The organism is Tractidigestivibacter sp., from assembly GCF_057241865.1.
The window spans coordinates 20,417-27,083 of the sequence record NZ_DBHHPX010000035.1 but is presented as its reverse complement, the minus strand read 5'-3'; the positions used below and the strand labels follow the sequence as shown (position 1 = coordinate 27,083).

The window sequence follows — 6,667 nt, the reverse complement described above, 5'->3', positions numbered from 1 at the left end:
GTACATGGATCCTCCTGCACCACTCACGGTCCAAGATTTCCACCGCAGTCCCAAATGGTCAACATTTCTTTCGGGTTGGGGCACGAAAGTTTTTCTGCTTTTGGCATGCCCACACCCTACCTACTAGCTCCCTGCTTTCCCTAACATCAGAGACTCTTCTAGCCTGTGGCTAGGACCTTCGAACTCGACGAGTCTGCCATGGTGGATGACCCTGTCCACGATGGCTGCAGCGAGCTTGTCATCTGCGAAGACAGTGCCCCACTTGGAGAACTCAATGTTGGTGGTAAATATCACGCTCCTCCTCTCGTAGCATTCGGTGATGACCTGGAAGAGCAGGCGGGCCCCGTCTATGTCGAAGGGGACGTAGCCGAACTCGTCCAGGATGACCAAATCTGCCCTCTCTATCTCCTGAAGCACCTTGTCGAGCGTCTCCTCGCGCTTGGCCTTTCCGAGACGCAGCACAAGCTGGGCCGTCTGGTAGAAGCGCACAGGCCTTCCCAAGGAGGCACACTTCATGCCCAAAGCTGTTGCCACATGGGTCTTGCCCCGCCCGGTCTTGCCGAAGAAGACGACATCCTCTGCCCTGTCAAGAAACGAGAGCGAGAGCATCTCCTCCTTGGGCCATGAGTCGGGAAAGACAACGTTTGTCCAGTCGAAGCCCTCGAAGGACTTGGGGACGGGGAAGCGCGCCTGTCTCAGGAGGCGTCCTCTCTTCACGGCCTCCCTATGGGAGAGCTCGTCTTCGAGCATGTGGGTTGTGGCCTCAAGCTGGCCTGTAGTTGAGGTCTCGATGAAGTCCTCTATAGTGTCGTTCGAGATGAAGAAGGAGCGGGCGGCCCTCCTGAAGGCCTCCTTAGACTCCTTGCGCTTGAAGCTCGTCTGGGCCATGATCCTTGCCTCCCTCCAGAAGCTCAAGGGCCCTGTCATAGACGGAAAGGTCGACGTCCTCGTCGTAGGAGATGCGTTCTATGCCAGATGCGATGACCGTCGAGCCCAGAGAGACGGACGCCTCATCAAGCGATCCCGTCCTCTCAAGGGAGGAGCACATGGCAGAGACCGCACACTTCCACCCGAAGCGGGAGCTCTCATCGCGCAGCATCCTCAGGTCTCGCGAGAGCTCTTTGGCGTCCTGTTTATCGAGGAATGAGACAAGCTCTTCAGGCAGGCTCTGTCTCACGATGCTGTCTCTCCAGCCTCCAGGGCGTATAGCCAGGAGCTTGAGCTGCAGGATAGGATCTGATGAGTTTGCTGGTACCTTCTGCCAAGCTCTCTCGTAGGTCGTGACAACCTCACCGGTCTCTATATCAATCACTGTCACATCAAAAGCACCGAGGGCTAGCGCTACTTCCTTTCCAGCACAAGCAGGACCTGCCGAGTAGCGGTGAATGCCGCCTAGGGTAAAGATGCCCTGCTTGCTGCACTTCCTCGTCTCCCACTTGATACAGCTAAAAGCCTCGGGTGGAAGTGGGCAGAGAGCCTGTTTGTCCTCCTCGAAGAGCTCGAGCTCTAAAGTTCCAAGCTTCCAGTGGCTCTCGTTTGCGCTCTGGTCAAGGCAGTCCTTGATAAGGCGCCTGTTGAAGCCCCTCACGTCGAAGAAGGCAGGGATGGGCACAAAGAGGTTGCGGCGGGTAAATCCGACCTTGGCCTCAACGTTTCCCTTCTCGTTTCCCGAATAGGGATTGGTGAAGCTGTAGTCAAAGCCGTAGTGGGCAGAGAAGAGCTTGAACAGGGAGCTTACGCGGATGACGGTGCCGAACCTTCTCCCCACCTCGGTGGCGTTGTCGAAGACGAGTCTTTGAGGGACGCCTCCCACAGACTCGAAGACGGCTTTCAGGCCTTCGCACACGCATTCTGAGGTCTCGCCCCAGAAGACCTGTGTGAGTCCCACGTTCGAGTGCGGGAAGCTCACCGTGAGGTACTTGCCCCTCTCTACAACTCCTCTCACCCTGAAGTCGGCCTCTCCGAAGTCGACCTGGCACTCACCGGCAGGCCATTCGAGCTCCAGGCAGCCCTGCGTGTCACGCCTGTCCCTCTCTCGTGCCATCTCCTCTCTGTGCGCTCTCACATAGCGTCTGACAGTGGAGTAGGACCCTGCAAAACCCTCCTCCTGTCTTAGCCGGTCATAGACGCGCTTGGCTGTGTGCCTTTGCTTCCTCCAGTTCTTGCTGTCATCCTCAAGCCAGGTATCTATCAAACTTTTATAGGAAGCAAGTAGCGGGCTTTTGGTAGTGCGCCTTGCCTTTGGCTTGGGTGAGAGATCTTCCATGTCCCGATACTTTCTCACAGTCGGTTCCGAGACACCCACCTCACGGGCAATACTTGCCACCGTCTCGCCCCTGCGAATGCGTTTGCGTATATCCTCAACCTTGTCCACGTCGATCATTTCCTCATCTGGCCCCCTTGATCAAAAGACGCTGCAATCAATCAAGGTAGACCCTCATAGATGGTCGGCGTGGGCATGCTTAAACCCGAAACTTTTTCGTGCTCACAACCTAAAAGAGCGATGCCCAATTCCTAAAGCAAAACGGTATCAAATACAGCAACGCGGTCGCAGGGTCGCTCCTCGGCACGCCCAGGAGCGGGCGGTGCCACCGCGAGCGCCTCCTGGACGCATCCACGACGAGGCACGGGGCGATCGAGCTCATGGGGTCGTGCCACGACCGCCTCCGGCCCCACGAGCCCATCGGCGACCGCGTGCCGGCAGATGTGATGGAGGGGTTCTTCGGGCGCTTCGAGAGGGCCCTCGCATGCGACCCGGAGGCGATGCAGGCAGCATAGAATCTGGGATTCCTCTGTCCATTATATTGACAGGGCTCAGAGGTCGCACCCCTGTCCCTGCCCTCGGTGACGGCGACGACGCGCCTGCCGTCGAGGTCGGCCATGGTCGACATGTGGTCCTGGCCGCGCCTCCTGGCGGTGTCGTCGGTCCCGACGCGGGTGACGTCGGAATGGTCCGCCCCCTCCCTGGCCCCGCCGACGGCTCTGTTCAGCATGTGCCAGACGCGGCCGTCCGTCTCACGGACCCAGCGCGCGATCGAGGTGACGGCCATGCCGGAGAGGGCCATCACGAGGACCTGCGCCCCGAAGGGCGCGGCGAGGTGGGAGTTGGGGCGCACCTCCCAGGGCATGGGCACCGTCCTCCTGCCGTGCTCCCCGCAGTCGGCCCTGGGCACGGCGCAGTGCACGATCGTCTCGCACTGCCAGATGCCGGGGTGGCGCCAGGTGCGCCCGCGCGTGTCGCAGGCGCCGCAGGGCCTGCCGCAGACCGGGCACCCCACGGCCTGCCCGGGGACGCGCCCGACCCTCACGTGGAGCTCGTCCGGGACGCCGTCGCGCCCCTCGGACCAGACGTCCTCGACCCTCCACTCGGGCCCGAGCCCCATCGACCTCTCGAAGGGCTGCGCGAGCATCCCGGCCTGTGCGTCCACCCTCGGCTCCGATCGCCGTCGTCCGTCAGATGCGAAAATCGTACCGTTCGGCGGAGCCGGGAGGCTCGGTCCCTCGGTGTGTTACCCACCAGAAGTCTCGAAGGCCCTGAACTTCTCCCCTATGGGCTGGGCGGAGTTGACCTCCTCGATCGCGCCGTCTATCTGCAGGTTGTTGTTGTCCACGATCACGCAGAGGTTGTCGAGGGCGTGGTTGCCGGCGAGCATGGCGGCCTCCCAGACCTCGCCCTCCTCGATCTCGCCGTCGCCGCAGAGCGCGTAGGCGCGGTAGCCCCGCCCCAGTGCTTGCCGGCGATGGCCATTCCCACGGCGACCGAGATGCCCTGGCCGAGCGAGCCGGTGGACATGCCGACGCCCGGGGTGTCGTTCATGTTGGGGTGGCCCCGCAGCCTCGAGCCGATGTGCCTGAGCGTGTCGAGCTCGCCCGCCGGGAAGAAGCCCCTCTGCGCGAGCGCGGCGTAGAGCGCCGGCGCGCAGTGGCCCTTGGAGAGCACGAACCTGTCGCGCCCGGGGCCGCGCGGGTCCTTGGGGTCGACGTTCATCTCCTCGAAGTAGAGCAGGGCCAGGATCTCGGTCGCGGAGAGCGACCCGCCGGGGTGGCCGGACTTCGCCGCGTGGGTGCCCACGAGGATGCCCCTGCGGACCTCGCGGGCGACCTTCTTCAACCCCTCGTCGGTCATGTGGTTCTACCTCCCTGTCACGCAAGAAAGGGGCAGCCGGGCGCGCGTGTCGCGCCCGGCTGCCTGCGTCGTCCTAGTCCTGCGCGGTGACCTTTGCCCAGTCCGCCGCAAAGAGCTCCAGACCACGGTCGGTGAGCGGGTGGCGCACGCACTTCCTGAGAGCGCCGAACGGCACGGTCGCGATGTCGGCGCCCATGAGCGCTGCCTGCGTCACGTGGTGCGGCGTGCGGACGGAGGCGGTGATGATCTCGGGGCCGCCCTCCTCGTCCCAGTGGCCGTACTCGAAGCTGTGCACGGCGGTAACGACGTCGGCGAGGTGGTCGAGGCCCTCGTCGCCGATGTCGTCGAAGCGGCCGACGAACGGGCTGATGTAGCGTGCGCCAGCACGCGCGCCCGGCAGCGCCTGCGTAACGCCGAAGACGAGCGTCATGCTGACGCGGATGCCCTCCTGCGCGAGGTGGCGGATCGCGGGCGGCGACTGCTCGGTCACGGGCAGCTTCACCACGATGTTGGGCGCGGGCGACGCGAGATGCTCGGCCTCCTTGATCATGCCCTCCGTGGTCTCTGCCGTGGACTCCGCGGAGACGGGCAGCCCCTCGCAGATCTGGGCGATCTTGACCATGTGGGGCTCGAAGTCGGCGAGCTTGCCGCCGGTCTTCGCATAGAGGCTCGGGTTGGTCGTGACGCCGGCGAGGATGCCCCAGCTCGCGGCCTCGCGGATGTCGTCCAGGCCCGCGGTGTCGATAAAGAACTTCATGCTTTTCTCCCATGTGTGCCTCGCGCCCGCCAAATGCGGCCGCAAATCAATTATTCAAACGCCAGCGGGCGAGAAGGACCGCCGTGCGGGCTTGGGTCCCGCCGTGGGCCGGCCCTAGGACAGGCTCGCCATCGCGGTGTCGATCTTCTCCCTCACGAACTCGGAGGCGTGAGCGACGCCGTGCCTCCAGTCCGGGGAGCCGAGGCACCACATCTCGCACACGTAGCGGCGCACGCCCTGCGGCACGAGCTGGCTGAGCGCGCCCTCGTAGTCGGTCGTGCCCTCGCCAAAGAGCATGTCGCGGTACTGGCCGGCCTTGGTCGCCTTCATGTGGGCTGCGAAGATGTGGCCGCGGCCGAGCGCGATGTCGTCCGCGACGCTCTTGCCATAGAGGAGCGAGGCGTTGGTGAGGTTGCCCACGTCGGGGTAGACGCCCAGATAGGGGCTGTCGACGGCGTCCACGTACTCCATCGCCTTGCCGACGGTGTCCATGAACGGCGTCTCCATGGTCTCGAAGCCCATGACCACGCCCGCGCCTGCCGCCATCTCGGTCGCCTTGGCGAGGTTCTCCTCGAAGCACTGGCGCGAGCCGTCCCACTTGTCCTCGTCGTAGTAGGCGTCATAGCCGGCGAGCTGGATGATGTGGAGTCCGAGGTCGCACGCGAGCTCGAGGGCCTTGTCCATCATCTCGAGGCTGTACGCGCGCTTCTTGGGGTCCTTCGCGCCAAACGGCCATTTGCGGTGGCCCGAGAGGCACATGGACCCCAGGGGGATGCCGGTCTGGCGCATCGCATCGACCACGGCCGCGCGCTCGGCGGCGGTCCAGCCGAGACGCGCCTGGCGGGCATCCGACTCGTCGACGGAGATCTCCATGTAGTCAAAGCCGCACTCTGCCGCGACCTGCAGGCGCTCCTCCCACGTGAGGCCCTGCGGCGTCGCCTTCTCGTACAGGCCGAGCTTGTATTGCCTGCTCATTGTTGGTCCCCTTTCACAAGGGCGCCCCCATGGCACCGCCATGGGGGCGCCCCCCTCTTACCAAATCACCGCTGCGTCATGCGGCGCTTTGTTCGACCCTACTTCTGGCCGTAGTAGGCGTTGGGTCCGTGCTTGCGCGAGTAGTGCTTGTCGAGCAGGTACTGGGGCGCCTGCGCGTCATCGAGCCTGATGCCGGCGGCGGAGCAGAGCAGCTCGGTGTCGCGGGACATCTTGGCGACCTCCTCCACGACCACGGCGTGGTAGACCGCAGCCGCAGCGTCCTTTCCCCAGGTGAACGGACCGTGGTTGCGCACGAGGCAGCCGGGCTGGGCCATGGGGTCCATGCCGCCGAAGCCCTCGACAATGACCTTGCCCGTGTTGAGCTCGTAGGCCTCCTCGATCTCCTCCTTGGTGAGGCCCCTCATGCAGGGGACCTCGCCGTAGAAGTAGTCGGCCTGGGTCGTGCCATAGCACGGGATGGAGCGCCCAGCCTGCGCCCACGCGGTCGCGGCCGCTGAGTGGGTGTGGACGATGCCGCCAACCTGCTCCCAGGTGCGGTAGAGGTAGGCATGCGTTGCGGTGTCGGACGACGGGTTGAGGTCGCCCTCGACCACGTTGCCGTCGAGGTCGCACACGACCATGGACTCGGGGGTGAGCTTGTCGTAGTCGACACCGGAGGGCTTGATCGCGAACAGGCCCTTGTCGCGGTCGGCCTCCGAGGCGTTGCCCCACGTGAAGACGACGAGTCCGTGCTTGGGAAGGTCCATGTTGGCCTCGTAGACCTTCTCGCGCAGTTCCTTGAGCATCAT

6 protein-coding genes and 1 pseudogene are annotated in these 6,667 nt (G+C 64.0%); all 7 read right to left on the bottom strand.

What is annotated here, in order from left to right; translation table 11 throughout:
• Positions 1-123 precede the first annotated feature (123 nt).
• The 7 genes and pseudogenes from istB to ACO59D_RS10455 all read right to left on the bottom strand — a co-directional run bounded on the left by istB (position 124) and on the right by ACO59D_RS10455 (position 6,667).
• Complete coding sequence (gene istB / locus ACO59D_RS10485; protein WP_485126934.1) at positions 124-888, bottom strand: IS21-like element helper ATPase IstB; 765 nt, start codon at positions 886-888, stop codon at positions 124-126.
• Positions 854-2,383: an IS21 family transposase gene (gene istA / locus ACO59D_RS10480; protein ID WP_485126933.1), complete on the bottom strand. Its 1,530-nt coding sequence runs from the start codon at positions 2,381-2,383 to the stop codon at positions 854-856. Before istA ends, istB begins: the two co-directional genes overlap by 35 nt.
• A gap of 109 nt (positions 2,384-2,492) precedes the next feature.
• Positions 2,493-3,428, bottom strand: a complete 936-nt coding sequence (locus ACO59D_RS10475; protein ID WP_485126932.1) for a transposase — start codon at positions 3,426-3,428, stop codon at positions 2,493-2,495.
• 96 nt (positions 3,429-3,524) lie between these two features.
• Positions 3,525-4,126 (bottom strand): annotated as a pseudogene (locus ACO59D_RS10470) (transketolase); the annotation flags it as partial.
• A gap of 73 nt (positions 4,127-4,199) precedes the next feature.
• Positions 4,200-4,883 carry a transaldolase family protein gene (locus ACO59D_RS10465; RefSeq protein WP_485126931.1) on the bottom strand — a complete coding sequence of 228 codons (684 nt, stop codon included), beginning with the start codon at positions 4,881-4,883 and terminating at the stop codon, positions 4,200-4,202.
• 114 nt (positions 4,884-4,997) lie between these two features.
• Positions 4,998-5,858 (bottom strand): L-ribulose-5-phosphate 3-epimerase, encoded by an 861-nt coding sequence (locus tag ACO59D_RS10460; RefSeq protein WP_485126930.1) that lies wholly within the window; start codon positions 5,856-5,858, stop codon positions 4,998-5,000.
• A gap of 98 nt (positions 5,859-5,956) precedes the next feature.
• On the bottom strand, positions 5,957-6,667 hold the full coding sequence (locus ACO59D_RS10455) for an L-ribulose-5-phosphate 4-epimerase (protein WP_485126929.1): 711 nt from the start codon (positions 6,665-6,667) through the stop codon (positions 5,957-5,959).